This is a genomic window from Pontibacter sp. HSC-36F09, from assembly GCF_024171605.1.
Taxonomy (GTDB): Bacteria; Bacteroidota; Bacteroidia; order Cytophagales; family Hymenobacteraceae; genus Pontibacter.
In genome coordinates this window covers 349,779-375,614 of the sequence record NZ_JALKAA010000003.1, presented here as the reverse complement: position 1 = coordinate 375,614, position 25,836 = coordinate 349,779, and the positions used below count along the sequence as shown (strand labels likewise).

The window sequence follows — 25,836 nt, the reverse complement described above, 5'->3', positions numbered from 1 at the left end:
ATCCTGTTTCCAAAATTGCCTGCTTATGTAACCAAAGTCACCGAACGTTACCGATAAAGCAATGACCTTTGTATAGTTAGTATACATAAACCATAAAACAACTAACAAAGAGACAGACAATGGAAAAGAAACTCAACATCATGGTGCCGATGGATTTCACACCGGTATCATTCAAAGCGCTACAATTCCTGAACTTATTGCTGGAGAAAACCCCGGCCGATCTCCATCTGGTACATGTCATTCAAGTGAACGCCGCCGAATGGGCTGGCTCAATGGAATCTTCTGAAAGTATAGACAAGTCGGAGATGAAAGCCCGGGAGGAACAGGCCAACCACCAATTCGACGAACTCAGGAAGCAGACCAGCATCGGTTTCACCAGCACCGTGGTTTACGGCGGCCTGACGACCAGCCTGACCAGGTATGCCGAGCAGCAGCGCATTGACCTGATCATCATGGGCACAGAGGGGTCAGACGGCTGGTTCGAGCGCCTTTCCGGTTCGGAGGCACAGCACGTGGTGCGCCATACGCATATACCTGTCATCACCATTCAGCAAGACGCCTCCATTACCCCTATCAAGAACATCCTGTGGGTGGCCGACTTCGCTGCCGAAAAACAACCTGAACAGTCCGTTAACACCATCAAGACTTTGCAGCAACTGTTTAACGCGCAACTGCACCTGCTCCAGATCATCGATAAAGAAGATGACCTTAAACTCGACACAACGATACAGAATATGCAGCGCTTTGCCACAAAGCTTAACCTGCAAAACTATGAGATTCACTTCAAGAGTGATGATAAGGTGCCGGCCGGCGTACGCAACTTTAACCGCGAAACAGACATGGACCTGGTACTGATCGGCACGCACGGGCGCAAAGGCTTCAGTCACATCTTCTACGGCAGCATCGCCGAGACGCTGGTCAACCACTGCATCCGCCCGCTCCTCACCTATCACTTAAAATAGTAACATTTTACTCGTGATAAGCGCTATGTAACTTATGTCACTGTGTGCGGCTCGTGTATACTCTAATTTTGCAACAGACTAAGAACGTTTCGTTCATTTTTGCTAAAACGTAAAACCAAAATTCATGAAAATAGAGCAGTTCGAAGACAAAGGCCTGGCACATTACGCTTATGCCATCCTAAGTGAAAAAACCGGCGAAGTCGTATTGGTAGACCCGGCCCGCAATCCACAGCCCTACTATGACTTCGCTGAAAAAAACAATGCGAAGATCGTTGGCGTGATTGAGACACACCCACATGCAGACTTTGTGAGTTCGCACCTCGAGATCCATGAAAAAACCGGGGCCACTATCTATACCCACAGCCTGGTGGGTGCCGACTATCCCCACAAAACCTTTGACGAGGGCGCTGTACTGGAGATGGGAGACATCAAACTGAAATCGCTGCACACGCCGGGTCACTCCCCGGATGGCATCAGCATTGTACTGGAGCATGAGGGCAAGGACATAGCCGTATTCACGGGAGATACCTTGTTCATCGGTGACGTAGGCCGTCCGGATTTGCGTGAGAGTGCTGGCAACGTAACGGCAAAACGCGAGGATCTGGCCCGGCAAATGTACCATAGCACACGCGAAAAGCTAATGAAGCTAAACGATGATGTGCTGGTATACCCGGCCCATGGTGCGGGTTCGCTTTGCGGCAAAGGGCTGAGTGAAGCCAATAGCAGCACGATCGGTGCTGAGAAAATAAGCAACTACGCCCTGCAGGACATGAGCGAAGAAGGTTTCGTGAAAGTGCTCACAGCAGACCAGCCATTTATACCAAAGTACTTCGGCTACGATGTGGGACTGAACAAACAAGGCGCTCCTGCCTACCAGCAAAGTCTGGACAAAGTGAAGCGGCTTGACAATAACTACAAGCCATCAGCGGGCACGGTGGTTGTGGATGCACGCAGCGAAAAGGTCTTCAAAAAAGGACACCTGAGAGGCGCGGTTAACATCCAAAACGGAGGCAAGTTCGAAACGTGGCTGGGTAGCATTGTAGGCCCTGACGAGCGCTTCTACCTGGTTGCCGAAACAGAAAATGAACTGGACGATCTGATCCGCAAGGCTTCTAAGATCGGATACGAACTGCTCATTGAGGGGGTATTTGTGCAAACCGAAGCCGCCGAAGAGAAGTCGCAGGTGATGGATGTGGCTGCGTTCAAAGAGAATCAGGGAGACTATACCATCGTAGATGTGCGCAATGCTTCTGAAGTGAAAGGCGGCAAGTTTTTTGCCAACTCCATTAACATTCCGTTGCCCGAACTGCGTGAGCGGGCCAAAGAAATTCCGACCGATAAGCCCGTGGTAGTACATTGTGCAGCAGGATACCGATCAGCTGCCGGTAGCAGCATTGTGGAGGCCGCTTTGCCTGACACCAAAGTGCTTGACCTGAGCGAAGCCGTCAACGACTTTAAATAAGCTTTAAATGAATTGATCTTGAACAGTGTGGGGACTTTTAGTTCCTGCACTGGTTTTTTGCTTATATGCGTATACATTCACACACCCTTGTCCCACAAAAGATCAGGGCCGTTTCATGCTATTCCTTTTGTCATCCTGTTAGGATCCTGGTAGAGGTCCCCTACGCCGCCAGTTGTTTTAGCTTAACCTCCGGGGGTAAAAGCCCTTTATCTCTGACAAATTTCTTAACATAATGAGAATAGGATTTGTGTTTGTTTTCGAGGAATAAAAGGCACTGCACTTGAGAGCAGGAATGTCTATCTTGCTTATTCGACTTCATTAAATTCATACCATATGGAAATAACGCAGAAAGAAAATATCCTGAAGAAATTCCCGCAGTTCGAACAGCCGCTCCTTGATGATATTTTGGCACATAGCACCATCCGGCAGGTGGAAGAAGGTGAAGAGGTTATGCGCACCGGGCAGTTTATCCGTTCCACGGTGCTGCTTCTGAGCGGGCTGCTTAAGGTATACCGCGAGGACGACGAAGGCAATGAATTTCTGATGTACTACCTCGAACCGGGGGATGCCTGCGCCATGTCCATGATGTGCACCGCCCGCGACGAGCAGAGCCAGATCATGGCCAAAGCCGTGACGGAAGCGGAAGTTATCCTGATCCCTTCACACCTTTCCGAGCAGTGGCTGGCCAAGTATAAGACCTGGCACAACTTCGTGATCGCTTCCTACCGCCAGCGCTTCGAAGAGCTGCTGCAAACCCTTGACAGCATCGCTTTCAAAGGCCTCGACGAGCGCTTGTTGTTCTACCTCAAGCGCCACGTAAAAGTGAGCGGAAAAGAGATTCGCCTTTCACACCAGCAGATCGCCCTCGAGCTCAACAGCTCCCGTGAAGTCATTTCCCGCCTCCTCAAAAAACTGGAACAGACCGGTGCCATTGCACTGCACAGAAATTACATCGAAGTACATGATCTGGAGGTGGTTTAGTTCTTAGGGTCAGGTCGAGACCTGTTCCTAAAATAAAACGCTTAACTCCTCCCTCTGTGATAATAGTCACTGCCAGTCCGTCCGGATCGCTATACCTTTGTAGCATGTTACAAAACAAAAGACTACATCAATGGAAATTCTAGGTTATCTGGCGGCCATGCTTATCGGTCTTTCGCTCGGGCTGATTGGTGGAGGCGGCTCTATTCTGACGGTGCCAGTACTGGTATACCTGATCGGCCTGAGCCCCGTTGTCTCCACCGCCTACTCGCTCTTTATTGTGGGGCTTACCAGCCTGGTGGGTTCTTACAAATTCTACAAAAATGGTCTTGTCAGCATGAAGACAGCTATCGTGTTTGGTATACCTTCTATCATAGCAGTATACCTGACGCGCCGCTACCTGGTGCCGGCCATACCGGAAGAATTATTCTCGGTAGGCGACTTTCTGGTGACCAAAGGCATTATGCTGATGCTGCTTTTCGCCGGCCTGATGGTGTTCGCCTCGATCAGTATGATCAGGAAAAAGAAGAATCCTGCTCCAACTGAACCAGTGGACATGGTAGACGAGAACATCGATACGGAAATTGATGTGGAAGGAAACGGCACAGTGCACCCGCAACCCAAATTCAACTACGGTGGCATTCTGGCCGAAGGGCTGGTAGTTGGTACGCTGACAGGATTAGTCGGTGCGGGCGGTGGCTTTTTGATTATACCTGCGCTCGTGCTTTTCAGTAAGCTCGACATGAAAATGGCGGTGGGCACTTCCCTGCTCATCATCGCAGCAAAGTCCCTTTTCGGCTTTATCGGTGACATTTTCAATTACGAGATCGACTGGATGTTCCTGGGTATTTTCTCGGCCATCTCCATTGCCGGTATCTTCATCGGTACCGCCCTTTCTACTAAAATACAAGCCGACAAACTCAAAACATTTTTCGGATGGTTCGTCCTGGTGATGGGTGTTTATATCATCGGGAAAGAGCTTTTCTTCTAAAAAAAACGCTTGCGTGACCAATGTCACTGTGTCGCGCTGATTATATGCTGATATTTGTATCGTCACCAGTTAAGCAGGTGACAGCATTAACCAAAAATTAAAAGACCTAAACTCCTATACCCATGAAAGTAGAACAGATCTATACCGGTTGCCTGGCACAAGGCGCTTACTACATCGAAAGCAATGGTGAAGTGGCCATTATTGACCCGCTACGTGAGATCAGCTCATACCTGGAAAAGGCTGAAAAGGCCAACGCCAGAATTAAATATGTATTGGAAACGCACTTCCATGCCGACTTTGTTTCGGGTCACGTGGACCTGGCCAAAGCCACTGGCGCCCAGATCGTTTTCGGACCGAATGCGCAGCCTACTTTTGAGGCGCACATTGCTGCCGATGGCGAAGAGCTAAAACTTGGTAACGTGACCATCAAGGTACTGCACACACCGGGTCATACCATGGAGTCGACTACCTACCTGCTGCTCGACGAAAACGGCAAGGAAACAGCGATCTTCTCTGGCGACACGCTCTTTATTGGCGACGTTGGCCGTCCTGACCTGGCAGTAAAATCTGACCTGACAGAAGAACAGCTGGCCGCACACCTGTACGACTCGCTGCGTAACAAGATCATGACTTTGCCGGATGACGTGATCGTATACCCTGCGCATGGCGCCGGTTCTGCCTGTGGCAAAAACATGAGTAAGGAAACCACCGACCTACTGGGCAATCAGAAAAAGGTGAACTACGCGCTGCGTGCCGACATGACGAAAGAAGAATTTGTAAAAGAGGTAACCGATGGTTTACTGCCTCCTCCCGGCTACTTCCCGATGAACGTGAAGATGAACAGGGAAGGCTACGCCAACATCGCCGACGTGCTCACCCAAGGCCAGCAGGCATGGTCGCCGGAGGCATTTGAAGCAGCCGTGAACGAAACAGGCGCCCTGGTGCTGGACACCCGCAAACCCGAGACTTTTGCTGCCGGATTTATCCCGAATGCCATCAACATCGGCATCGACGGCAACTTTGCTCCCTGGGTAGGCGCCCTGATTCCGGATGTACAGCAGCCGATCCTGTTCATTGCCGACGAAGGCCGTGAGGAAGAAGTGGTGACCCGACTGGCCCGTGTCGGCTACGACAATACACTTGGCTACCTGCAGGGCGGTTTTGAAGCCTGGCAGGTGGCTGGCAAGGAAGTGGATACCATCAGGTCGATCTCAGCAGCGACTTTTGCGGCTGATTATGCCAAAGACAACAGCATAAAAGTAGTAGATGTGCGCAAGCCCGGCGAGTACCAGGCCGAGCACGTGGAGACAGCCCAGCACGCCCCGCTCGATTACCTGAACGACCACCTGGCCGAGCTTCCGAAAGAGGAGGCTATGTACATCCACTGCGCCGGCGGTTACCGTTCCATGATCGCGGCCTCTATCCTGAAGGCGAGAGGCTTTGACAACGTCATTAACGTGGAAGGCGGCTTTAAAGCCATAGCCGATACAGACGTACCCAGAACAGCCTACGTTTGTCCGTCCACTCTGAAGTAAAATGGTTTAGTGTTTTGATAAGGAAAGCGGGGCCGGTCTGAAACTGGCCCCGCTTTTTTTAAATCCAGGTTGCGTGACCAAAGTCACTGAACCCCGCTCACTATACCTGTACCTTTGTATTGTTAATTTCAAATCACAAACAACAAGATCTAAAAAGCCATGTTCAATATCTTCAAATCCGCTCCTAAGAATTACGAAAATCTGGACGGAAAAGCATTCAAAACAAAATTCCAGAACGCGCCCAAAGCGGAGCTGCTGGATGTAAGAACAGCCGGTGAGTTTGCCTCTGGCACCATAAAGGGCGCCAGGAACCTGGACGTGACCTCAGGGCAATTTCAGAATGCGCTCGGCTCGCTTGACAAAGACAAAGCATACTTCGTGTTCTGCCGCAGCGGCAACCGCAGCGGTTCCGCCTGCGACCTGTTGAGCGCACAGGGCTTCAAGTGCTATAACCTCGCGGGAGGTATAGGCGCCTGGCCAAACAACTAACAAAAAAACGGAGCAGATAAGGAAGGGGCAAGCGACCTCGCTCCTTCCCTGCTCTTCTCTCCTAAACCCTAAACAGTAATTAAATTTTTAAAAAGAAATGTTAGAGCTTTTAAGACAACCATGGCCCTGGTATACCTCCGGTATCGTCATTGCTTTTATTATGGTGCTGCTGTTGTTTTTTGGGAAGTCGTTTGGTTTCTCTTCCAACCTGCGCACTATTTGTTCGGCCTGCGGGGCCGGCAAAACGGTTAAGTTTTTTGATTTTGACTGGCGTACCCAGATCTGGAACCTGCTGTTCCTGGTAGGCGCCATCATCGGTGGTTTCATCTCGGCAGAGTTTCTCTCGAACGGGGAAGCCGTTCAGATATCACAGGCCACGATTCAGGACCTGCAGCAGCTGGGTATTTCATCGCCGGACGGTATGCAGCCTGAGGAAATTTTCAGTCTGAGCGCAGCTTTCAGCCTCAAAGGATTTCTGATTCTGCTGCTGGGCGGCTTTGCCATCGGCTTTGGTGCTCGTTATGCAGGCGGCTGTACGTCAGGACACGCCATCAGTGGTATTTCCAACTTGCAGCTACCCTCCCTGATCGCCGTGATCGGCTTCTTCATCGGTGGCTTGATCACCACTTTTGTGTTGATGCCTCTAATTTTCTAAGTCGTCACTTATTTTAGCTATAAATCGTGAAAGGTATAAAATTTATAATAGCCGGCATTTTGTTCGGCATCGTGATGAGTAAGTCGGAGGCTATTTCGTGGTTCCGCATTCAGGAGATGTTCCGTTTCCAGGACTTCCACATGTATGGTATCATTGGTACGGCAGTGGTGCTGGGTACGCTGGCTACTTTCCTGATCAAGAAGTTTAAACTGCGTGATTACCAGGGCAACCCCATTGTGTTCACACCCAAGGAAAAATCGATTCCGCGTTACATCATCGGCGGTACCATTTTCGGTTTGGGTTGGGCACTTACAGGCGCCTGCCCGGGTCCGATGTTCGTGAACATAGGCTACAGCTATTGGGCAATCTTCATTGCAATAGCCGGAGCGCTGTCAGGCACATACCTGTACGGAGCCCTCAAAGACAGATTACCGCATTAAGTAAGAAATTGGCTAATTGTTGAGTATTTGCTGAAAGCCATCTGCCACAAGCGGTGGTTTTCAAGCATACCACAAAACTAGAGGATCATGTCGACAACTGATACAAAACTAGGCTTAAGAGAGAATGCGCAGCAGTTCTGGCTCCTGGTGCTGATCAACGGCTTTGTCGGCGCCATGGTCGGGCTGGAGCGTTCTGTGATTCCGGAATTTGCCGAAACGGTTTTCGGTATCAGCGGACACACGGCGCTCTTGTCATTTATCGTGGCATTTGGTTTGGCCAAGTCATTTGCCAACGTGATGATGGGCCGCCTCACACTGCGCTTCACCCGCAAGCAGCTACTCTTAATCGGCTGGCTCTTTGCCCTGCCGGTGCCCTGGCTCCTGCTTTATGCCAACAACTGGTGGTGGGTGATCTTTGCGAACCTGCTGCTAGGTATAAACCAGGGACTAGCCTGGTCTGCAACCGTGGTTATGAAGATAGACTTAGTAGGCGAAAAGAACCGCGGACTAGCGATGGGCATCAACGAATTTGCCGGTTACCTGGCTGTCGGTCTGGTGGCGTTCCTGGCCGGTTACATCGCTTCCAGAACAGGAGAAGTGACCTATGCCTTTATTCCAGGTATAGCTTTCTCCATCATAGGCCTACTCCTGACAAGGTTCTTCGTACGCGATACCCATGCCCACGTCAAAACGGAAACGGCACAGACCAGCATACCGCTCCTGCGTAGCGTCTGGAAAGACACGACCTGGCGGCATGCCAACCTGGGATCTGTCACGCTGAGTGGCTTTGTGAACAACATGAATGACGGCATCCTATGGGGTTTACTGCCCGTGTTATTGATGTCAAAAGGCTATACCTTGCAGCAGGTCGGTTTGCTGGCAGGCATCTACCCGGCGGTGTGGGGCATTGGGCAGTTGGTGACAGGCAAACTCGGTGATGTACTTTGCAAAAAACAACTGCTGAGCCTGGGAATGCTACTGCAAGGTATAGCCATTGGTGTGCTCTTCTTCAGTCAGGCCTATGCAGTCGTGATCGTGGCACTGGTACTTTTGGGGGCCGGCACAGCGTTGGTATACCCTAATTTTCTGTCGGTAGTAGCCGAAAACACGCACCCGGAGCAGCGGCCACAGAGCCTGGGCACCTTCCGTTTCTGGCGCGACTTCGGCTATGTGGCAGGCGCCGTGGTGGCCGGTGTTTTCAGCGATCTTTTTGGCGTGGAATTTGTACTGTTGGGCACAGCCATCCTGACCGTAGGCGCCGGTGTATTTTCCGAAATACGCATGTGCTGCACCAAAAAGCTCTTGTGGCATAGCCCGGAATGTGCGTCGAACTTGGCAATCCGGACTTAGTATTGTAAATTTACGTGATTACCGGCTGGCTATACCTGCTGCCTCCACTAAAACCATGAAGCAAACGCTGCTCCTTCTTTTAGGTACTCTGTTACTCCTTTTCACCCAGGCTACTACTCAAAAGCCGGTGAGTGGGCTTGACTGTGTTTTAAAGAGTGAATTGAATGCAGCAACCAACCATAAAAAACTGAAGCGTCCCTGCGCCAGAAAATGCCTGAGACACCAGACGCACTCGGAGCGAAACACTCCCGCCACCGTCCTGGTTGACTGCGGTCCACAACTCTACGCTGTGGTGGATGCTGCTCAGTCTGACTTACTCTTCCATCCAGCTACCGGGAAACAGTCCGCTGCGCCTTCTCAGCTCCGTTACCTCTCGCCGCATTTAGGCGCTGACCCCGATCCTCCCCGATTTTCTTAACCGAACGAATGCACCATGTTGACACAGCCACCAGTTGCCAGGTTTGCCCCTGTTGCTATACCTCCCGGGCTGTGCCTTGTTCGACTTGTCCAGACGATAGGGACCTCCTATCCTGCTGTGACTATTATTAAAAGAAAATAAGCGATCTTATGGAAAATACTGCTTTGCAAAAAATATCATTCCTGGTGCTCCGCATCATGGGCAGCCTGATCTTTATCATGGCTGGTTTCAATCATCTACTTCTAACCGCAGGCGCTGCCGCACGACTCGAAAAGGCTCCTTTTGCCCATTTAGCTAGCTGGATCGCTCCCGCCGAAACACTGATCATCTTGTCAGGTGTGGGCTTGCTGATTGGCGGCTCTATGCTGCTGGCCGGATTCAAAACGAGACTAGCTGCTGCTTTACTGCTGGGTATCCTGATTCCCATCACCCTAACTGTACAGGTTGGCGCCGAAGGCTCCGGACCCTTGTTCAAGAACATTGCCCTGATCGGGATGCTTATGTTTTTCATTGTGAATGGTGCCGTTCATTATGGTCTGGACCAGACATTTTTTCGAAACAAACAAATAAGTTCAACTCTTAAGAATAAATTATCCAGAAACTATGTTGCCGTGCTGGCAGTTGGTCTACTGATGTTCCTCGGCTCCTGCGCCACAGGTATGACGGCTGCCCATAACACTACTGCTCCCAAAGCTATTGCAGCTGAAACCGGTAAAAAATACGCTGTGCTGATTAGTCAGCCGAACCACCTGAAAGCCGCTGTGAACACCGCTGAAACCATTACAAAAGAAAGCCGCTACCAGCGGGAGAGCTTTGTGGTGATGGCATGCGGCAAGTCCGTGGAAGCATTTGTGAAGGGCAGTAGTATGGCACAGGAGTTAGAAAAAGGCAAAGCAGCTGGCATCACCTACCGCGTATGCGGCATGTCACTCAAGCAGTTTAACATCGACGCCAGCACGCTGATAGAAGGTGTAGAAGTAATTCCGAACGGTTTGACCTACATGTTTGACCTGCAGCAGCAAGGCTATAAAACAGTTGAGCTTTAAGCTTAAGCTAATTAAGAGTGAAGCTCAAAATTAACTCTATAAAATCGATTTAAACTGATTCGCACAAGACGGATCCTACTAAACATACTATCATGGACAAGAATAAATTCTCTATTAAAAATATACCTGGCTGGGCGATCACACTCGGTATCTTCGGCATTCTATACCTGACCGGTCTGCACACCGAGGCCATCGGGCAGGTACAGCGCATATTGCTGGCGACAGGTATAAAAAACGCGGATGTGCCCGCCATAGACGAAATTGCAACCACCTCCGCTGAAAACACAGCCGAAGTTACAACCGGAGCAAACATGGCCGGAGCCGGATTCAAAATGGTGGGACTTGATGGCAAAACCGTGGCCTTCGAAAGCCTGAAAGGGAAAGTTGTATTCCTTAACATCTGGGCTACCTGGTGTCCGCCCTGTATTGCCGAGATGCCGAACATCCACAGTTTGTACAAGAAAATGGACCCTAACAAAGTGGCGTTCGTGATGCTATCGGTGGATGAAGGCGGTATGGAGAAGGTGAAGAAGTTCATCGACAAGAAGAAATATACTTTCCCGGTATACATGCCGGCCAGCCAATTCCCACAGGAGTTTTACAGCAATGCTATACCTACCACGTTCATCATTTCGCCGGAGGGTAAGATCGTGGCCAAGCAGGAAGGTATGGCTGAGTACGACACCAAAGAAGTGCGCGAGTTCCTGGAGGGACTGGCAAAATAAGCTTATCAAAAATAGTCGGCTGAAACATAAAGCCGACTATTTTTTTATACTTACCTCAGCAAACTGTTTGGAACGATTTAGCTTTAAAAAATATTGACAGAAGCGCGGCATGGAAAAATATTGGCACATCTTCACGACCTCTTTTTCAGACTACGGCAACTACCTGTGGCGTGAACTGCTGCACCCGGACTGGGGCAACTATTTCTACTGGCTGCTGGGGCTCTCGCTGTTTTTCTGGCTGCTCGAGATCGTGGTGCCCTGGCGGAAAGGACAGCCGCTGATCCGGCAGGATTTCTGGCTCGACGGCTTCTACATGTTCTTCAATTTTTTCCTCTTCTCGCTGGTTGGTTTCAATGCCATCTCCAACATCGGCGTAGAGGCCTTCAACGATTTCCTGGCTCTGTTCGGCATTCAGAATTTAGTGGCTTTCGAGATACAGTCGTGGCCCGTATGGGCGCAACTGCTCACGCTCTTTGTACTGCGCGACTTTATTCAGTGGAACGTACACCGTCTCCTCCACCATTCTGATTTGCTATGGCGCTTCCACAAAGTGCACCACTCGGTGCAACAAATGGGCTTTGCGGCGCACCTGCGCTTCCATTGGGGCGAAACAGTTGTCTATCGCACCATCGAGTACATTCCGCTGGTCATGATCGGTTTCGGCATTCAGGATTTCTTTGTGGTGCACATCTTCGCGACAGCGATAGGCCACTTTAACCACTCCAACCTGCACATCCCGCTGGGTCCGCTCCGCTATTTAGTCAACAACCCGCAAATGCACATCTGGCACCACGCTAAGGTTCTGCCTCATCGCTACGGTGCCAATTACGGCATCAGCCTGAGTGTGTGGGATTACCTGTTCGGCACGGCCTATATGCCAGAAGATGGGCGCGATATCGAACTTGGTTTCGAAGAAGTGGAGGCTTATCCGAAGTCTTTTCTGGAGCAGCAGTTTTATCCTTTTAAGGAGCGTTCGGCTATACCTGAAGAAGAAGTAAAGCCTATGAAAGCAAAACAGTCTATACCTGCTGCAGAGGAAAGCACACTGGTTTAGAAATGGTAACGCTGCTTAGGTGATACCAGAGAAGTAGTTACTTATGGTGCAAGCGTCCACGCTCGTATATGCTATGGTGGGGCCTCAGCCCCAGGTATAGGTATAGGTATAGCTTTGCTCTGTAGCTAATGCTTTGCAGGTATAGCTTCCTAAGCTGTTTCATTGCTTGCCTTGGCCGGGCAGGCCCTACTTTTTCCCTTGATGAAAAGAAAGAGGGCCCCTACCCCCCACACAAAATCGTCGTTTCTGCACCGGGCTAATGTCATCTTCTATGTAGTTGACGTGCAAGTTAGCCTTCCTATATCTGCCAGTGTTCTGTGCTATATAACTTATATCTATGAAATGGAAGTGGCGGAAATTCCCCGCCTAGGGGTAGGGGCCCTCTATAAGGATAAGGATATGTTAGGGGTGGTTGGCCCCAGTATGTCATGAGAACTGCTGAAGCTAAAAAAGTCTATACCTGAGAATCAGAAATACCAAAAAGTCCCCTCCGAAGGGGCCAGGAAGATGACAATTATGCACGAGCATCCTGAAAATCCTGATCTAGACAAATAAATACGCGTAAACTATTCCGATAGGCCATAACCTGCCTCTGCAAACGACAACTATAGTTACCTGCTCCTGTCGCCTTTTACCGCCACGAGGTTACCAAGTAACGCAGCTACTTTTCAATTCCCAAACTCTTCAACTCTCAGTTTTCCGAATTATTCTTTTTTTCCTGTAACTTGAGCATAATACCTTAACGCTCCGCGCCATGCAACACCATGAGTTACAGTCACAAGACAAAATTCTTTTCTTCAAGAAAGAATATATTTCCGAGTTTGTGTATGGCGGCGTTGATGGGGCTATCACGACGTTTGCCGTAGTGGCCGGAGCGGAGGGCGCCAGCCTGGGTATATCGGTGGTAATCATCCTGGGGTTGGCAAACCTGATCGCGGACGGCTTCTCTATGTCCGTCGGCAACTACTTCTCTACGAAGGTCTCCCGCGATAATTTTGACCGGCACAAAGCCCGCGAGTACTGGGAGGTCGAGCACCTGAGCGCAACGGAGAAGGACGAAATTCGGGAGATTTACGAGGCCAAAGGTTTTAAAGGCGAGCTGTTGAACCAGGTAGTCGAGGTGATCACAGCGGACAAGCACGTGTGGGTGGATACCATGATGAAAGAGGAACTGGAGATGACCAAGGACGACAAGACACCCGTTAAAACTGCTTCGGTCACTTTTATCAGCTTTGTCATAGTCGGGGCCATTCCTTTGCTGGCCTACATCTTTGCCGGCCTGGATTCAGGTATAGCCGGCAAAGAACTCTTCCTTTACTCCAGCGTCCTCACCGGCATCGCCCTTACAATAGTAGGAGCCCTGAAAAGTATGGTAACAGAGCGCAACATACTGGCAGGTATAGCGGAGACGCTTCTGCTGGGTGGCCTGGCGGCTTCGCTGGCTTATTTTGTGGGCGACGTGCTGGAACAGGTGTTTCTGTAAGCCCCGCCCAGCCAGGTATGAAATGCTGCATTAACCGCTTGCGGCCTTGCCTGTAGCACTTTTATGCCACACTGTCCGGTTGAATTGCCAGGATCTGACAAAGCGCACAAATACGGTTTTTGAGCAGTCTGTAAATTTAATTCACAGATAACTCACTTACTTGCAATTTGTATTATATTTGCGATGGCTTATGGCCCAAAATCTGCCTAAATACCGCCTACTGAGGCATTTGATCATGTCGCTCGCTCTGCTTTGGGCTGTTCTGTTCCATAGCGCAGTAACCTATGCCCATGGTACAACACAGGTAGCGCAGAGCAGCACTGTCAGTATAACACAAGCTGACCCGGCAGGCAGAGACAACACCCTTACAGGCCTGCAATCCGGTAAGCTATACCTGGCCCAGGAAGGAACAACCTCCCTACTGACGCTCAGCCTGCAGCCTTCTGCACCGGATACAAAATCATTTCACATCAGGTTTTCCAGCCTCCAGGCGATCCCACCCTACTCGGCAAGGGCGCCGGGCGATAACTTTTTTTGCCAGTTTTATTATACCTCCAGTCAGCCGCAAGCTCCCTAGTATGTTGACATACATTTTTTACAGCTAGATCCTGCTCCAGCGCAGCTGTCTGCTCCGCCTGGCACCTACAGGTATTGCGTGGATTGTTGTAAACTCCGCTTCATCCTCACCCGCTCACTCATTTAGCCTCGAGCGTTTGCAGGGTGGCTTTGTAGCCCGCTCCCTTTAACAGCTAGCTACAAACCTCTGGCTGTACTTAAAGCGGGACCTTTAAATCTTATTACCTTACACAGAATTTACCTTATCTCAATATGAACAGCATCGGAATTTTCGCCTTTATAGGTGGCTTGGGGGGCTCTGAAGTGGTCCTTATTATTTTCGCTATCCTGCTACTTTTTGGCGCCAAACGCATACCCGAACTGGCGCGCGGTCTGGGCCGCGGTATACGCGAGTTTAAGGACGCTACTACCGAGATCAAAAGCGAGATCGACAAATCAGTGCAAAACACCGACGAGAAGAAATAGCAGCCAAGCCCGGCACACATAGCATAAATACCCGATGGATTTTATTTATTATTTAGTAGACTTTGTTCTCCACATTGACAGGCATCTGGTTGAACTTGTGCAGGAGTACGAGCAGTGGATTTATTTCATTTTGTTTGTGATCGTGTTCTGTGAGACGGGCTTAGTTGTTACCCCTTTCCTGCCTGGCGACTCACTGCTTTTTGCGCTCGGCGCGCTGGCTGCCATACCTGCATCGGGTCTTAATCTGGTGCTGCTGATGGTATTGCTGGTTGTGGCCGCCATCATGGGCGACTCGTTCAACTACTACGTAGGGAGCAAGATCGGAAGCCGCATCTACCTGCGCGACTTCTGGTTTATGCGCCGCTCCCACATCGACCAGACGCAGAAATTTTATGAAAAATATGGTGGACTCACCATCATCTATGCGCGTTTTGTGCCCATCGTCCGCACCTTCGCCCCTTTTGTGGCAGGTATAGCCAAGATGAAATACAAGCGCTTCTTCAGCTTCAACGTGATCGGAGCCCTGGTATGGGTGGTGTTCTTTATGATGATCGGCTACTTGTTTGGTAACCTGCCGGCCGTGAAACGCCATTTCTCCCTGCTTATTCTGGCCATCATCATCCTTTCCATTACCCCTCCTATCATCGCCGCCATCAAAGGCTGGCTGTCGAAGAGAAAAACTGCGCAAAGTTAATAAAAATCAAAGCTTTAGACGAATAAATTTATGAACAAGAAGGCCATACTGCCACTCTTTACCCTGATCTGCATCAGCATTGCCGCCCTACTGACGGTGTTGCAGCAGTATGAGGTTATTGCCCTGCCTACCCAGGTTCTCACCACCATCCGCTGGGCCGGCACCGGTGTGCTGATACTCTACGGAATCCAAAAACGCTCCCTCACCACCTGGATTCTGATCAGTATGGTAATCGGCGCTCAGATCGGCTACGATTTCCCAGATGTTGGACAGAGCCTGAACGTGCTCAGCAAAGTGTTTTTGAAACTGATCAAAACCATCATCGCGCCGCTCATTTTCGCCACGCTGGTAGTAGGTATAGCCGGTCATGCCAACCTCAAGCAGATTGGCAGCATGGGCTGGAAGGCGCTCCTCTATTTTGAGGTGGTGACTACGATTGCCCTCTTTATCGGCCTGGCTGCCATCAACATCAGCAAAGCCGGCGAAGGCATTGATATGACCGGCATTGCCGAGACCGAGGAGATTGTGGCGCCAGCCAAACAAACCTGGCAAGATATCATCCTGCATATTTTTCCTGAAAACATCGCCAAGTCAGTGGCAGAGGGTCAAGTACTGCAGATCGTGGTGTTCAGCGTGATCTTTGCCATTGGTCTGGCCATGGTGACGGAGAAAAAACGCAAGCCGATGATCGATTTCTGCGAAAGCCTCTCTGAGACCATGTTCAAGTTCACGAACATCATCATGTACTTCGCCCCGGTGGGTGTGGGTGCCGCTATTGCCTATACCGTGGGGCACATGGGCTTTGGTATTCTGGTGAACCTGTTCCAGTTGCTGGCTACACTCTACGTGGCGCTGCTGGCCTTCCTGTTGCTGGTGCTCCTGCCGATTGCGCTCATCGCCCGCATTCCTATCGTGCGTTTCCTGAAAGCCATTTCCGGCCCGGTTTCCATTGCCTTTGCCACTACCAGTTCGGAGGCGGCGCTGCCACGCGCCATGGAAGAAATGGAGAAGCTGGGTGTACCGCGCCGCATCGTAGCTTTTGTGATGCCAACAGGTTACAGCTTTAACCTGGATGGCACGACGCTATACCTGGCATTGGCGGCTGTGTTTGTGGCACAGGCCGCAGGCATCGACCTGAGCTGGGAACAGCAGTTGCTGATGGTGTTCACGCTCATGCTTACCTCCAAGGGCGTAGCCGGGGTACCGCGTGCATCACTCGTTATCCTACTGGGTACCGTTGCTTCGTTTAACCTGCCGGTGTGGCCGCTGTTTGCGATCCTGGGTATAGACGAGCTCATGGACATGGCCCGGACCTCCATTAACGTGACCGGTAACTGTCTGGCCACTGCCGTTGTGGCACGTTGGGAAGGCGAGTTTGATCCGCAGCCGGAAGTAGGCCTGGTAGAAACGACGAACCCGGAACTGCAGGTAGAACAAGAAGAAAAACCTGTTTCCGCTTAACCCACTTTGCTAAGCCATTTTTGTTGAAGCGAAGCAGTCCTATTAGTATAAAAACCGATCGGATCGCGTCGCTTCAACTTTTTTCGCACATTTGTATTTATAGTCCTACTTTTTTCTGTACAGGGTTCTGTTACCCTGCCGCTCTTTATGCTTGAAATCCTGATTTATACCTTCCTGCTCAGCATCTCCCCTTTTGGCGAGGCGCGAGCAGGCATTCCGTACGCCGTACTCAATGATATGCCCGTTTTCTGGGCGTTTGTGGTGGGCCTTGTCGGCAACCTGCTCATCTTCCCCCTGCTCGCCTGGCTGATCGAGTCGTTCAGCAAAAAACTCTGGCCAAATCGCGTGTACAAAAAAGGCGTGGTCAAGCTCGGGAGGAGGGCAAAAAAAGGCGTTGGATCCGAAATTCAGAAGTATGGCTTCTGGGGACTGATGGTCTTTGTAATGATTCCACTGCCCGGCACAGGTGCTTACATGGGCACCATTGCCGCCTACGTGCTTAAAATAGAACGTTACAAAGCCTTTATGGCCGTTAGCATCGGGGTCGTTATCTCATGCCTCATCATGGCCGCGGGTTCCTACCTGGGCAATATGGGTTTGAAAACTTTGCCTTAGAATTACGTTAGCTTGCATATCTTTGATTATTCTAAAAAATAAACCATCTGCATGCTAAACATACTCCTTCTCCTGGGTGGCTTCGTAGCCCTTATATTCGGGGCCGACAAATTGGTGGACGCCGCCTCTGCCCTCGCTAAAAAGCTGGGTGTTCCGAACATTGTAATTGGTCTGACCATCGTGGCCTTCGGCACCTCAGCGCCCGAGTTGGTAGTAAACGTGTTCGCGGCCATTAACAAGAACACAGACATGGTGCTGGGCAACGTCATCGGTAGTAACCTGTTCAACGGCCTGGCCATTCTGGGGGTCTGTTCCCTCATCTTCCCCCTCACCGTCAAGCGCAACACCACCTGGCTCGAGATACCGCTAAGCTTTCTTGCGGCCGTGGTCGTGCTCATTATATCCAGCGATATCTACTTCGATGGCGCTGCAAGCAATATCATCACCCGCTCCGACGGACTCATACTGCTGCTCTTTTTCGCCATTTTCCTGGTTTATAATGTAGTGATCGGACTGGGCGGAAATGCGGATGACGAGCAAACAGAAACAAAGGACTATACCTACCTCAAGTCAGTGCTCTTTATTGTGCTGGGTCTTGCAGGCCTGGTGATTGGCGGCAGGCTGATCGTGACGGGTGCCGTGAACATCGCGGCAGCCTTTGGTCTGTCTGAACGCATCATCGGCCTGACCATCGTCTCGATCGGCACCTCGCTCCCGGAACTGGCCACCTCGGTGGTGGCGGTGCGCAAACGCAACGTGGACATTGCCATCGGCAACGTGGTGGGATCCAACATCTTCAACATTTTCTTAATCCTGGGCGTGTCGACGGTAGTGGCGCCGGTGCCTGTTAACCCGGCTTCCTTCACCGATATTTTCATGAACATTGGCGCCTGTCTGCTGTTATTCATTTTTATATTCGTTGGCAAAGGGCGACAGCTGTCGCGTGGCGAAGGGATTGTATTCCTGCTGCTCTATGTGGCCTACCTCGCGCTGCTGATCAGCCAGGAGTAGAAGAACTTGAAATTGTCCTATATATAATCGTTAACTATTTGCTATATTTGTAATTCCTTTTACTTTAAAGTTTCATACTTTAAGCTGTAAACATATCATTCATTATGGCTTAAATTCCGTTTAAACTGTAATACCACCTTACCGCCTTTTAAGCATGAGTGAATTAACCGAGTTATTACAAAAGCTCGAAACCTGCGAATGCGATTTAATAGTTCTTACTTTTGTCGGTGAAGATCGGCTCTACTGTCGTTTTTTTAAAGACGGACTGTATAAAGACCGTATGTTCATCAGTGAGCAAAACATCATCACCGAATTACGTAACGTCTCCGGAGAAGGCGAAGAGATTGATGCCAGCGGGATCAGCAAGCTTCGAAAATTAGTATCATCCGCTCAGGCAGATGCCCCCGAATTACTGTAGTATTCACTCGTCGCACATACCAAATTCCAATGAAAGCCTGACGCTGCAAGTGTGAGGCTTTTTTGTTGCCAACAATTTCCAACCGCATCTTATGGTTATAAAACAGGAATTTGCGTTGGATGGCAGAAGTAGTGGCCAATAGCGTATGTACCGTGTGTACACTTCTTAAAACCAAAACCCGGCTTTGCATGCAACTGGCGCTCTCTGACATCAACTGGCTTCTGATCGGAGAAACGCTATACCTGGGCATCCTGATCCTGGTGTGCCTGCGCATCATTTACGACACCCGCTCCTCGATCAAAACGCTCGCCTACCTACTGCTGGTCATTTTCGTGCCCTTTGCCGGTATCCTGTTCTATTTCTCGTTTGGCATCAACTACCGCAAGCGCAGCCTGTACTCTAAAAAGCTACTGCAGAATGTGGAGCTCATGAACCAGATTGAGCGCAGGATCATCTCTACTTCTAAACAGAACTTCAGGGAAAGCAGCGCGGAGGTGCAGCACTACAAGCCCTTGGCCCGCCTGCTGCTCCAGGACAACCTCAGCCCCCTGACTGCAGGCAACAAAGTAAAGCTGCTGCTGAATGGGGAACAGAAGTTTGCCGAGGTGTTTGAAGCCATCGAAAATGCCCGGCACCACATTCACCTGGAGTACTACATCATCGGGAATGACCACATCGGCAACAAACTCAAAGCGCTGCTGATACAGAAGGCAAAAGAAGGCGTCATCGTGCGTTTGATCTATGATGACTTTGGCAGCCGTTCCATCCGCCGGACTTTCAGGAAGGAGCTGCAGGCTGCCGGTGTGGAGGTATACCCTTTTCACAAGGTACATTTCCTGTTGTTGGCCAACCGGCTCAATTACCGCAACCATCGCAAGATCATTGTGGTGGACAGCGTAACGGCCTTTGTCGGGGGCATAAACGTCAGCGACAGCTATATTAATTACCCTGATCAGAAAGAGAAGCCCTACTGGCGCGACACGCACCTGCGCATCGACGGGCCGGGCGTATTTTACCTGCAGTATATGTTCTTTACAGACTGGAATTTTTCGTCGCAACGGCACCTGGAGCCGGAGAAGGAATACTTTCTGCCACCTGACACCTTGCCGGGCAACACCGTGGTGCAGATCGCGTCGAGTGGCCCCGACTCCCCCAAGCCCACCATCATGTTCTCCATCCTGCAGGCCATTGCCCTGGCAAAAGAAGAGATCCTGCTCACCACGCCTTACTTTATACCTGGCGAAAGCATACTGGACGCCTTGTCGATTGCCGCCATGGGCGGCGTGACGGTGAAACTGCTGGTGCCGGAAAACTCTGATTCCTATATTGTAAATGCCGCCGCCCGCTCCTATTATGAAAGCCTGCTGGAGGTAGGCGTGCAGATCTTCCTCTACCAGAAAGGCTTCATCCATGCCAAAACCCTGGTCGTGGACCAAAACCTGTCGATGGTGGGCACCGCCAACATGGACTACCGCAGCTTTGACCTGAATTTTGAAGTGAACGCCGTGGTGTACGACACCGCTTTTGCCGGAGAGTTGCGCGACGCCTTCTTCCGGGACCTGGAACATGCCGTTAAAATAAACGCGGAGGAATGGAAGTCTCGCCCCATGTACCGGCAACTCATCGAGAAAGTATTCAAGCTCATCTCCCCGCTCCTGTGATCAAATAAAAAAACAGACGGGAAAGCCGCCCTGGTTTTCCCGTCTGTTCTGATGCTGGCACCACTAAGAGCCATACTGCAGAATTGGTTACTTTTTGGTTACCAACACATCAATGCGCCGGTTCTGGGCGCGGCCTTCCTCGGTGGTATTGTCTGCTATGGGGTGCTGTTCGCCATACCCTTCCGCCTCCAGCCGATTGGCTGCTATACCTTGCTGCTGGATGGCATTTTTCACAGCTTCGGCCCTGCTTTGAGAAAGCTTGAGGTTGGAGGCCGGTTGGCCAACGTTATCCGTATACCCGCCAATTTTGATGTTAACCTGCGGATACGCCTGCAGTATCTTGACGATGTTGTCAATCTGCTCCTGGGACTCAGGTTGAATGCGGGCGCTTCCGGTCTCAAAATGCAGCCGGTCGAAACTAAACCAACTGGTTTTGTCAGGCACCTTGTTTTCGTCCTCAATAAAGGCTACCAGTTTGCTTTCGATGCCATTCGGCGGGATATTGAGCACCACTCCTCCCGGAATCTCCCGTTCGGTCATCGCCACGTCGGTTTGCCTTGAATCCATTCTCTCCTCAGTGGTAGCCGGATTTTGCTCTGTGGTGGCTGGAGCCGTGGTGGTAGTTGGGTCCGTGGTCACATCCTCTGTATCGTCGTTGCAATTGCGGAGGCCGAAAATAAGCAACAGGAGTGCAGCAATCGCCAGCAGTGGCCAGAGCCAGTTTGTTTTTTTGCGAGGTTCAGGGGCAGCAGGATGCACTCTTTCGGTCGTTGCCGCGGCCGCTGGTCTTGGTGGTCTGTCCATATGTGGCGCGGCGGCAGCTGCGGCTCCACCTAAACTGCCTAAGCCCAGCGCACTGCCCAGTCCGGCAGGGAGGGCACTCATAATTCCTGCTTTCTGGCTGCTCAGGTAATTGCTCAGGCCACCTTCGTCCAGCTCATCATCGTGCACCTTTTTACCCAGGAAGCCTAACACCAACGGCGCTATGTAGCCGAGTATAGCGGAGACTGATGTGGATTTTATACCTGCAAAATTGCTGAGTGCATTTTCGACGCCGCCTATGTTATTGCCAAAGATCTGGGATAAGAAATTGTTGCCAACAGACGCCGTACTTCCCGGTGCTCCCGGAACGGTATTATTTAAACTGGACAACAAACCGCTGTCGCTACCCCGGATCATGTTATAAATAGAACTCATGGCGCCCGGCTCGGATGTGCGGTTAACCAATCCGGCCAGCACGGCGGGTACGATGCCGCCAAAGGCTTTAGCAGTGGCAGGCTCGCTCTCGCCTAACTCCCTGCTGGTTCTTGAGATGAGGTCCGGGGATATATAACCCCGCAGTGACTCGAGTAAATCTGCCATATAATGTTCGATTTAAGTTTAATAAAGTCAATTAAACATTATACAGATTTAATACAATTTTGTTGCTATATACGGCAATGCGTATTTCTTATAACTGATTCATATTCTGTTATTTAATCCTATACCTGCTGTTATTGCCGCAGTTGGCTGATAGGAGCGTATACTACTTGTACAAATTATAATCGTAAGCAAATGCGTGCGCTACATCGCCTTGTTGATCACTCAGGAATAGGCTACGCCGCAAAAAAACAAGGCCCTCTTCCGAATGCGGAGGAGGGCCTTTTATATACATGATCAAACTTATTTCACAGCGTAGGTATAGGTTACTTTCTGTATTGAACCTTCCTGAAATGTTCTTACACATGTTGAGGGGTAGCCACCATCGTTATAAGTAAACTCTGTTTGATAGCTTGGGCCTGTTATATTACCTGTGCCAGTCATTTTGTTAAAAACTAATTGCTCATAGCTTATAATGTTATGCTGCGTAATTATACCTTCTGACATCAGTTCTTCTGAGAAAAATTCAGACGAAATTTGATGTGGTAGTGCTGGGAGGTTTCTCTTTTTATCATCCGTCAACAACGTGTATTCGCTTGTTTTTTCATTCCCTACTTGAATCGCTATTTTAATCTGATTAGCGCCGGGATAAGAAAATACTCTGTGATTCGATAAATTGCCCTCACTTAAAGCTCCTGAGTAAAATTTAATTTCTGAAAGTCGGCCTTTATCATCGTAGTAGTGCATATAGGAGCCCATCATCGAACCTAGATAGGCTCTTGTTACTTTCACCAGTTGGTCTTTGTCATTATAGAAAAGAACCCATTCTGTACCTGACAAAGTGTTAATCTGCTCTGCTCTACCTTTGCTATCGTAAGCCAGTTTGGTATAAATCGTCTTTAACTCACCCTTCCAAAATGTAACTCCACTTATTCTTGTAAGCAGATTGTTATCATCATAGGTATAAGTCAGGTCGATTGTGCCCCCTCCTCCATTAGGAAAAATCACTTCTGAGTACTTGCGCTGTAGTAAATAAGTCTTATCCGGCTCTGGGTCTTTGTCATTAAATGAACAGCCTGAAGACAGGAACAGAATGGCTAATAGCGCATAGAGTAAATTTGCTTTCATGTAAGATTTGAATAAATGTTTGATGAGGATGTTTAAACAAATATAGCTAAAAATTTATATATTGCTTCTGACTATTCTCCTATACCCTGAATTCAAGCTGCTCATGCCCCATACCTCTACCCCTACCATTACCAACTTCATCACCCGCTGGAAGGCTTCCGGCGCTTCCGAGAGAGCCAATTACCAGCTGTTTTTGTCGGAGCTGTGCGAGTTGCTGGGCGTGGAGAAGCCGCAGCCGGCTACCGACAAGGTGCACGAGGCGACCTATACCTTTGAGCGGCCTGTGGTGTTTGACGACGGCGAGGGGAAGACAAGTACCAATTTCATCGACCTCTACAAAAAGGACTGCTTTGTGCTGGAGGCCAAGCAGGGCGCCGACAAGGCAGGTATAACAGAGGCCGAACAGCTGGGCGGCGAGCGTGTGAAAACCAAAACCGGCACCGCTACCCGCGACACCCGTACCTGGGAGCGCGAAATGAAAAAGGCCAAGGAACAGCCCTGCGCTACGCCCGCTCCCTGCCCACCACCGAAGGATGGCCGCCGTTCCTGGCCGTGGTGGACGTGGGTTATTGCATCGATCTGTACGCTGACTTCGCGCGGCAGGGCAAGACCTATGTGCCTTTCCCCGATCCGCAAAACTATAGAATTACGCTCGACGAGCTGCACCGTACCGAAGTGCGCGAGCGCTTGCGACTGCTCTTCACGGGGCCGCTGGAACTGGACCCGAGCCGCCGTGCAGCCCGTGTTACCCGCGAGCTGGCCGAGCGGCTGGCGAAGCTGGCGGCCTCGCTCGAACAGGCCGGCCATAGCCCAGAGCAGGTGGCGGGTTTCCTGATGCGCTGCCTCTTTACCATGTTTGCCGAGGATGTGAAGCTGCTGCCCGACAACTCCTTCACCAGACTGCTGCAGGACTACCGCCAGAACCTCGAACACTTCCAGGATGCGTTGCAGGCGCTGTGGGAGAAAATGGACACCGGCGGATTTGCCGCTATTCTGCACACCAAAATTCCGCGCTTTAACGGCTACCTGTTCAAAAACCCCGAGGCTCTGCCCATTACGGCGGCGCAGCTCGACCTGCTGGTGCTGGCCGCCGAAGCCGACTGGGCTGAGGTGGAGCCTGCCATTTTCGGTACCTTGCTGGAGCGGGCACTGCAGCCGCGCGAGCGCCACAAACTGGGTGCCCACTACACGCCCCGCGCCTATGTGGAGCGCCTCGTGATGCCGACCGTCATTGAGCCGCTGCGCGAAGAGTGGGAAGCGGCCCGCACGGCTTCGGCCATACTGGAAGACGCCGGCGACGAAATGGGAGCCCGCAAAGAGATCGACAATTTCCACCGCCGGCTGTGCTCGGTGCGTGTGCTGGACCCGGCCTGCGGAAGCGGTAACTTCCTGTACGTGACACTGGAGCACCTCAAAAGGCTGGAGGGCGAAGTACTGGAACACCTGGCCCATTTCCCCGGTCAGCTGGGACTCGACATGACGGGCGCCTATACCGTAACGCCGGCGCAGTTCCTCGGTCTGGAGGTGAACCCGCGCGCGGCGGCCATTGCCGATGTGGTGCTCTGGATCGGTTACCTGCAGTGGCATTTCCGGACGCAGGGCTCAGCTGCCCGACTGAGCGACCCGATCCTGCGCGAGTACGGAAACATCAAACAGCAGGACGCGGTGCTGAGCTATACCGACAAAGTACCCCGCCTCGACGCCAACGGACAGCCCGTTACCCGCTGGGACGGCCACAGCACCAAACTGCACCCGGTCACCGGACAGGAAGTGCCCGACGAAACCGCCCGCACCATCGTCTACGATTACCTCGACCCCAAACCCGCCTCCTGGCCCGAAGCCGATTTCATTGTCGGCAATCCGCCGTTTGTGGGCAACAAGCGTATGCGCGATGCTTTGGGTGATGAATATACCGTAGCACTTAGAAAGGTTTATAAAGGTAGAGTGCCTGACAGCGCAGATTTTGTGATGTACTGGTGGTATAAAGCTGCCGATTTGTTAGCAGAAGATGGTATAGAACGTTTCGGTTTTATAACGACCAACAGTATAACACAGTCTTTTAATCGCAGGTTACTTCAATCATTTACTGAATCCAATAATCCAATCTCAATAACTTATGCTATACCTGACCATCCTTAGGTAGATAGTAATGTTGGTGCAGCTGTTAGAATTGCTATGACAGTTGCTGAAAAGGGGAAAATATTAGGTAGACTTAACAATTGTTTAGTGGAGAAAGAAACTGGAGAATTAGGTAAAGAGGTAGTATTAGGAGAGAAAATAGGTATTATTCATACAGATTTGAAAGTTGGTGCAAACATTTCTAAAGTAGTAGCTTTGAAATCTAATGGAAATATTTGCTCACGTGGTGTGATACCCCACGGTCAGGGCTTTGTATTAACAGAAGAAGAGAAATCTAAAATAGTCTCTAACAGTAATTCATCAAGTATAGTAAAGCCATACAGAACAGGTAGAGACATCAATCAATCATCAAGGAATGTTTACGTTATTGATACTCACGGTTTCACTGAGCAAGAATTAAGAACCTTACATCCAGAAGTTTATCAATGGTTATTTGAAAGAGTAAAGCCTGAGAGAGACCAAAATAAAGATAAGTCTATTCGAACAAATTGGTGGTTATTTGCTCGACCTAGAACAGATCTTAGGCCTGCTATAGATGACATAGAGAGATACATTGTAACCGTATATGTAGCTAAATTTAGGGTCTTTCAATTTCTGGATGCATCTATAGTTCCTGATGATACAGTTGTTGCTATAGCTTTTTCTGACGCATATAACATAGGCGTTCTATCTAGCAGACTTCATATTACTTGGTCTTTAGCAACTGGTGGAAGCTTAGAAG

At 50.3% G+C, this 25,836-nt stretch carries 26 protein-coding genes and 2 pseudogenes; 25 read left to right on the top strand and 3 right to left on the bottom strand.

The genetic code is table 11. From position 1 onward, the window contains the following. The first annotated feature begins 119 nt into the window (after positions 1–119). From L1278_RS11540 to L1278_RS11480, 13 genes are all read left to right on the top strand, one after another. Entirely contained in the window at positions 120–962 is an 843-nt protein-coding gene (locus L1278_RS11540) for a universal stress protein (protein WP_253404256.1), read from the top strand. A gap of 124 nt (positions 963–1,086) precedes the next feature. Beyond that, positions 1,087–2,424, top strand: a complete 1,338-nt coding sequence (locus tag L1278_RS11535; RefSeq protein ID WP_253404254.1) for a rhodanese-like domain-containing protein — start codon at positions 1,087–1,089, stop codon at positions 2,422–2,424. 333 nt (positions 2,425–2,757) lie between these two features. Continuing rightward, positions 2,758–3,405: a Crp/Fnr family transcriptional regulator gene (locus tag L1278_RS11530; protein ID WP_253404247.1), complete on the top strand. Its 648-nt coding sequence runs from the start codon at positions 2,758–2,760 to the stop codon at positions 3,403–3,405. 130 nt (positions 3,406–3,535) lie between these two features. Continuing rightward, a complete protein-coding gene (locus L1278_RS11525; RefSeq protein ID WP_253404245.1) occupies positions 3,536–4,393 on the top strand; it encodes a sulfite exporter TauE/SafE family protein in 858 nt (285 codons plus the stop codon). Positions 4,394–4,515: 122 nt separating this feature from the next. Next, positions 4,516–5,928: a rhodanese-like domain-containing protein gene (locus L1278_RS11520; protein ID WP_253404243.1), complete on the top strand. Its 1,413-nt coding sequence runs from the start codon at positions 4,516–4,518 to the stop codon at positions 5,926–5,928. Between the two features lie 159 nt (positions 5,929–6,087). Then, entirely contained in the window at positions 6,088–6,417 is a 330-nt protein-coding gene (locus tag L1278_RS11515; RefSeq protein ID WP_253404240.1) for a rhodanese-like domain-containing protein, read from the top strand. Between the two features lie 97 nt (positions 6,418–6,514). Beyond that, positions 6,515–7,072: a YeeE/YedE family protein gene (locus L1278_RS11510; protein ID WP_253404238.1), complete on the top strand. Its 558-nt coding sequence runs from the start codon at positions 6,515–6,517 to the stop codon at positions 7,070–7,072. 26 nt (positions 7,073–7,098) lie between these two features. Further along, a complete protein-coding gene (locus L1278_RS11505; RefSeq protein ID WP_253404236.1) occupies positions 7,099–7,512 on the top strand; it encodes a DUF6691 family protein in 414 nt (137 codons plus the stop codon). A gap of 87 nt (positions 7,513–7,599) precedes the next feature. Next, positions 7,600–8,862 (top strand): MFS transporter, encoded by a 1,263-nt coding sequence (locus tag L1278_RS11500; protein ID WP_253404234.1) that lies wholly within the window; start codon positions 7,600–7,602, stop codon positions 8,860–8,862. Continuing rightward, positions 8,834–9,280 carry a hypothetical protein gene (locus tag L1278_RS11495; protein ID WP_253404232.1) on the top strand — a complete coding sequence of 149 codons (447 nt, stop codon included), beginning with the start codon at positions 8,834–8,836 and terminating at the stop codon, positions 9,278–9,280. The genes L1278_RS11500 and L1278_RS11495 overlap by 29 nt, the downstream gene beginning before the upstream one ends. A gap of 149 nt (positions 9,281–9,429) precedes the next feature. Continuing rightward, positions 9,430–10,326 carry a DoxX family membrane protein gene (locus tag L1278_RS11490; protein ID WP_253404225.1) on the top strand — a complete coding sequence of 299 codons (897 nt, stop codon included), beginning with the start codon at positions 9,430–9,432 and terminating at the stop codon, positions 10,324–10,326. Between the two features lie 92 nt (positions 10,327–10,418). Next, positions 10,419–11,051, top strand: a complete 633-nt coding sequence (locus L1278_RS11485) for a TlpA disulfide reductase family protein (protein WP_253404223.1) — start codon at positions 10,419–10,421, stop codon at positions 11,049–11,051. A 109-nt stretch (positions 11,052–11,160) separates the two neighbouring features. After that, the gene (locus L1278_RS11480) at positions 11,161–12,105 is read left to right on the top strand and encodes a sterol desaturase family protein (RefSeq protein WP_253404221.1); all 945 of its coding nucleotides are present in this window, start codon (positions 11,161–11,163) and stop codon (positions 12,103–12,105) included. 37 nt (positions 12,106–12,142) lie between these two features. On the opposite strand, the gene L1278_RS19525 is transcribed toward L1278_RS11480, so the two are convergent. Further along, on the bottom strand, positions 12,143–12,268 hold the full coding sequence (locus L1278_RS19525; RefSeq protein WP_256488589.1) for a hypothetical protein: 126 nt from the start codon (positions 12,266–12,268) through the stop codon (positions 12,143–12,145). A gap of 591 nt (positions 12,269–12,859) precedes the next feature. Here L1278_RS19525 and L1278_RS11475 point away from each other — a divergent pair. From L1278_RS11475 to cls, 9 genes are all read left to right on the top strand, one after another. After that, positions 12,860–13,588, top strand: coding sequence for a VIT1/CCC1 transporter family protein (locus tag L1278_RS11475; protein ID WP_253404219.1), 729 nt, complete (start codon positions 12,860–12,862; stop codon positions 13,586–13,588). A gap of 235 nt (positions 13,589–13,823) precedes the next feature. After that, positions 13,824–14,165, top strand: coding sequence for a hypothetical protein (locus L1278_RS11470; RefSeq protein ID WP_253404211.1), 342 nt, complete (start codon positions 13,824–13,826; stop codon positions 14,163–14,165). Positions 14,166–14,416: 251 nt separating this feature from the next. Next, positions 14,417–14,629: a twin-arginine translocase TatA/TatE family subunit gene (locus tag L1278_RS11465; RefSeq protein WP_253404209.1), complete on the top strand. Its 213-nt coding sequence runs from the start codon at positions 14,417–14,419 to the stop codon at positions 14,627–14,629. A gap of 34 nt (positions 14,630–14,663) precedes the next feature. Next, positions 14,664–15,323 carry a DedA family protein gene (locus tag L1278_RS11460; protein WP_253404207.1) on the top strand — a complete coding sequence of 220 codons (660 nt, stop codon included), beginning with the start codon at positions 14,664–14,666 and terminating at the stop codon, positions 15,321–15,323. A gap of 30 nt (positions 15,324–15,353) precedes the next feature. Beyond that, entirely contained in the window at positions 15,354–16,784 is a 1,431-nt protein-coding gene (locus L1278_RS11455; protein WP_253404205.1) for a dicarboxylate/amino acid:cation symporter, read from the top strand. A gap of 147 nt (positions 16,785–16,931) precedes the next feature. Then, positions 16,932–17,399, top strand: a complete 468-nt coding sequence (locus tag L1278_RS11450) for a small multi-drug export protein (RefSeq protein WP_253404203.1) — start codon at positions 16,932–16,934, stop codon at positions 17,397–17,399. Between the two features lie 51 nt (positions 17,400–17,450). Continuing rightward, a complete protein-coding gene (locus L1278_RS11445; protein WP_253404202.1) occupies positions 17,451–18,410 on the top strand; it encodes a calcium/sodium antiporter in 960 nt (319 codons plus the stop codon). A 154-nt stretch (positions 18,411–18,564) separates the two neighbouring features. Further along, positions 18,565–18,828: a hypothetical protein gene (locus tag L1278_RS11440; RefSeq protein ID WP_253404193.1), complete on the top strand. Its 264-nt coding sequence runs from the start codon at positions 18,565–18,567 to the stop codon at positions 18,826–18,828. Positions 18,829–19,016: 188 nt separating this feature from the next. Continuing rightward, a complete protein-coding gene (cls, locus tag L1278_RS11435) occupies positions 19,017–20,489 on the top strand; it encodes a cardiolipin synthase (protein ID WP_253404191.1) in 1,473 nt (490 codons plus the stop codon). Positions 20,490–20,576: 87 nt separating this feature from the next. On the opposite strand, the gene L1278_RS11430 is transcribed toward cls, so the two are convergent. Both L1278_RS11430 and L1278_RS11425 read right to left on the bottom strand, forming a co-directional pair. Then, entirely contained in the window at positions 20,577–21,851 is a 1,275-nt protein-coding gene (locus tag L1278_RS11430) for an OmpA family protein (RefSeq protein WP_253404189.1), read from the bottom strand. Between the two features lie 300 nt (positions 21,852–22,151). Next, positions 22,152–22,976, bottom strand: a complete 825-nt coding sequence (locus tag L1278_RS11425) for a hypothetical protein (RefSeq protein ID WP_253404182.1) — start codon at positions 22,974–22,976, stop codon at positions 22,152–22,154. Positions 22,977–23,079: 103 nt separating this feature from the next. Between L1278_RS11425 and L1278_RS19665 the strand changes: the two are divergent. The 3 genes and pseudogenes from L1278_RS19665 to L1278_RS19660 all read left to right on the top strand — a co-directional run. Continuing rightward, a pseudogene (locus L1278_RS19665) lies at positions 23,080–23,385 on the top strand (type IIL restriction-modification enzyme MmeI); the annotation flags it as partial. Then, a complete protein-coding gene (locus L1278_RS11420) occupies positions 23,322–25,115 on the top strand; it encodes a DNA methyltransferase (RefSeq protein ID WP_371927354.1) in 1,794 nt (597 codons plus the stop codon). The pseudogene L1278_RS19665 and the gene L1278_RS11420, both read left to right, overlap by 64 nt. 36 nt (positions 25,116–25,151) lie before the next feature. Then, positions 25,152–25,829 (top strand): annotated as a pseudogene (locus tag L1278_RS19660) (type IIL restriction-modification enzyme MmeI); the annotation flags it as partial. Between the last annotated feature and the right edge of the window lie 7 nt (positions 25,830–25,836).

Excerpts from the sequence above, each read along its gene's own strand:
- L1278_RS11455 (WP_253404205.1), top strand. The coding sequence starts at position 15,354 with ATGAACAAGAAGGCCATACTGCCACTCTTTACCCTGATCTGCATCAGC.
- L1278_RS11475 (WP_253404219.1), top strand. The coding sequence starts at position 12,860 with ATGCAACACCATGAGTTACAGTCACAAGACAAAATTCTTTTCTTCAAG.
- L1278_RS11480 (WP_253404221.1), top strand. The coding sequence starts at position 11,161 with ATGGAAAAATATTGGCACATCTTCACGACCTCTTTTTCAGACTACGGC.
- L1278_RS11490 (WP_253404225.1), top strand. The coding sequence starts at position 9,430 with ATGGAAAATACTGCTTTGCAAAAAATATCATTCCTGGTGCTCCGCATC.
- L1278_RS11425 (WP_253404182.1), bottom strand. The coding sequence starts at position 22,976 with ATGAAAGCAAATTTACTCTATGCGCTATTAGCCATTCTGTTCCTGTCT.
- L1278_RS11450 (WP_253404203.1), top strand. The coding sequence starts at position 16,932 with ATGCTTGAAATCCTGATTTATACCTTCCTGCTCAGCATCTCCCCTTTT.
- L1278_RS11430 (WP_253404189.1), bottom strand. The coding sequence starts at position 21,851 with ATGGCAGATTTACTCGAGTCACTGCGGGGTTATATATCCCCGGACCTC.
- L1278_RS19525 (WP_256488589.1), bottom strand. The coding sequence starts at position 12,268 with ATGAAACAGCTTAGGAAGCTATACCTGCAAAGCATTAGCTACAGAGCA.
- L1278_RS11540 (WP_253404256.1), top strand. The coding sequence starts at position 120 with ATGGAAAAGAAACTCAACATCATGGTGCCGATGGATTTCACACCGGTA.
- L1278_RS11515 (WP_253404240.1), top strand. The coding sequence starts at position 6,088 with ATGTTCAATATCTTCAAATCCGCTCCTAAGAATTACGAAAATCTGGAC.
- L1278_RS11445 (WP_253404202.1), top strand. The coding sequence starts at position 17,451 with ATGCTAAACATACTCCTTCTCCTGGGTGGCTTCGTAGCCCTTATATTC.
- L1278_RS11440 (WP_253404193.1), top strand. The coding sequence starts at position 18,565 with ATGAGTGAATTAACCGAGTTATTACAAAAGCTCGAAACCTGCGAATGC.
- L1278_RS11510 (WP_253404238.1), top strand. The coding sequence starts at position 6,515 with ATGTTAGAGCTTTTAAGACAACCATGGCCCTGGTATACCTCCGGTATC.
- L1278_RS11520 (WP_253404243.1), top strand. The coding sequence starts at position 4,516 with ATGAAAGTAGAACAGATCTATACCGGTTGCCTGGCACAAGGCGCTTAC.
- L1278_RS11465 (WP_253404209.1), top strand. The coding sequence starts at position 14,417 with ATGAACAGCATCGGAATTTTCGCCTTTATAGGTGGCTTGGGGGGCTCT.
- L1278_RS11470 (WP_253404211.1), top strand. The coding sequence starts at position 13,824 with ATGTCGCTCGCTCTGCTTTGGGCTGTTCTGTTCCATAGCGCAGTAACC.
- L1278_RS11530 (WP_253404247.1), top strand. The coding sequence starts at position 2,758 with ATGGAAATAACGCAGAAAGAAAATATCCTGAAGAAATTCCCGCAGTTC.
- L1278_RS11460 (WP_253404207.1), top strand. The coding sequence starts at position 14,664 with ATGGATTTTATTTATTATTTAGTAGACTTTGTTCTCCACATTGACAGG.
- L1278_RS11525 (WP_253404245.1), top strand. The coding sequence starts at position 3,536 with ATGGAAATTCTAGGTTATCTGGCGGCCATGCTTATCGGTCTTTCGCTC.
- L1278_RS11500 (WP_253404234.1), top strand. The coding sequence starts at position 7,600 with ATGTCGACAACTGATACAAAACTAGGCTTAAGAGAGAATGCGCAGCAG.
- cls (WP_253404191.1), top strand. The coding sequence starts at position 19,017 with ATGCAACTGGCGCTCTCTGACATCAACTGGCTTCTGATCGGAGAAACG.
- L1278_RS11535 (WP_253404254.1), top strand. The coding sequence starts at position 1,087 with ATGAAAATAGAGCAGTTCGAAGACAAAGGCCTGGCACATTACGCTTAT.
- L1278_RS11485 (WP_253404223.1), top strand. The coding sequence starts at position 10,419 with ATGGACAAGAATAAATTCTCTATTAAAAATATACCTGGCTGGGCGATC.